Source organism: Streptomyces sp. NPDC001851 (genome assembly GCF_040297165.1).
Taxonomy (GTDB): domain Bacteria; phylum Actinomycetota; class Actinomycetes; order Streptomycetales; family Streptomycetaceae; genus Streptomyces.
Map to the genome: position 1 here is coordinate 1 of NZ_JBEOYR010000069.1, position 1,945 is coordinate 1,945.

Consider the following 1,945-nt stretch of genomic DNA (forward strand, 5'->3'; position numbering starts at 1 on the left):
GAAGTTCAGCCGCCCCAGGAGCCTGCTCGCCACGCCGGCTCAGCAACAGCAGACGCCGTGCGCCATGCCCGGTCACCAGATGCCGGGCCAGTACGGCGCCCAGGCCGCCCGTACCTCCGGTGATCAACACCGTCCCCTCGGGATCGAGGAGCACGGGCCGGTCGGCCGCGGACGGGGAACTACGGGTCAGCCGGGGAACACACAGCTCCCCACCCCGCACCGCGACCTGCGGCTCACCCGACGCCACAGCCGCAGCCAGCATCTCCTCCGCATCACCGTCCGCATCACCGTCCACATCGACCAGCACGAACCGGCCCGGATGCTCCGACTGCGCCGCCCGCACCAGGCCCCACACCGGCGCCGCACCCAGATCCGTGACGTCCTCACCCTCACCGGCCGCAACCGCACCCGACGTCACCACCACAAGACGCGAACCCTCCTCCACCACCGCATCACCGAGGAACTCCTGCACCAGCGCCAACGCCCGACGCGGCGCCTCCTCACCCGCGAGCCGCACCACCACATCCGCCCCACCCCCAGCAACCTCCGGCACCGCGACCCGCCGCCACTCCACCCGGAACAAACCATCGCTCCGTACGACGGTCTCGGCCGGTGGCCTCAGCACCAGTGACGCCACCGAGCCCACAGGCGCGCCCGTGGCGTCCGCGACAGCCAGGCTCACCGTGTCCGCACCCGTGCTCCTCAGCCGAACCCGCAGCATGGAAGCCCCCACCGCATGAACCTCAGCCCCACCCCACGCAAACGGAAGCCGCGCCGGAACATCCCCCTCCACCACACCAGGCAACAACGGATGCAACGCCGCATCCAACAACGCCGGATGCACCACAAACCGCCCCGCATCCACCCGCCACTCCTCACCCAACACCACCTCCGCAAACACCTCACCCTCACCCCGCCACACCCGCCGAAGACCAGCAAACCCCGGACCATAACCAAAACCAGCCTCAGCCAACCGCCCATACACACCCTCAACATCCACCTCCACACCACCCACCGGCGGCCACACACCCAACCCCTCACCCGAACCCACACCAGCCACCAACCGACCACTGGCATGCAACACCCACCCACCCCCATCACCCTCCACACACCCGAACACATCAATCCGCCGGCCACCGGAATCATCCGGTTCCGCAACGACCATCTGAAGCTGGACACCACCGCGTTCGGGGATCACCAGCGGAGCCGTCAGCGTCAGCTCCTCCACCCGCTGGAGGCCGACCTCTTCGGCGGCCCGCAGGGCCAGGTCCAACAGACCTGTACCGGGGAAGAGTGTCGTGCCCTGGATGGTGTGGTCCGCCAGCCACGGATGCGCGGTGGGCGACAGCCGGCCGGTGAACAGCAGGTCGCCGCCGTCCGCACGGCGCACCATCGCGCCGATCAGGGGATGACCGGTCGGGGTGAGCCCCAGGCCGCCCGCGTCGGCGGACACACCAGTGGGGGTGAGCCAGTGGCGCGAGGTCTGGAAGGCGTAGGTGGGCAGGTCGACGCGGCGGGCTCCGCTGCCCGAGAAGAAGGCGCGCCAGTCCACTGGGACGCCCCGGGCGTGGAGTCGGCCTAGCGCCGTGACGAGGGTGGTCGTCTCGGGACGTCCGGCGCGCAGCGCCGGTACGCACACCACGGCGTCCTGGGCGGCCCCGCTCTCCTCGACGGTCGCGTCGACCATGGCGGAGAGCACGCCGTCGGGGCCCAGCTCCAGCAGGGTGGTAACCCCTTCCGACTGAAGGGTGCGTGCCGCGTCCGCGAAGCGGACGGCCTCGCGGACCTGTGTGGCCCAGTAGTCCGGCGAGCGCAGCTCGTCGTCCGCGGCCAGGCGGCCGGTCACGGTGGAGACGACGGGGATCCGGGGGGTGTGGTAGGTCAGTCCGGCGGCGATCTCGCGGAACTCCGCCAGCATCCCGTCCATACGCGGCGAGTGGAACGC

At 70.6% G+C, this 1,945-nt stretch carries 1 protein-coding gene; it reads right to left on the minus strand.

Annotated features, from left to right (window positions below; genetic code table 11):
- Positions 1-1,927, minus strand: a 1,927-nt coding sequence (locus ABT171_RS41500) for a SpnB-like Rossmann fold domain-containing protein (protein WP_351252126.1), incomplete at its 3' end; no start/stop codon positions are given.
- Positions 1,928-1,945: the final 18 nt, after the last annotated feature.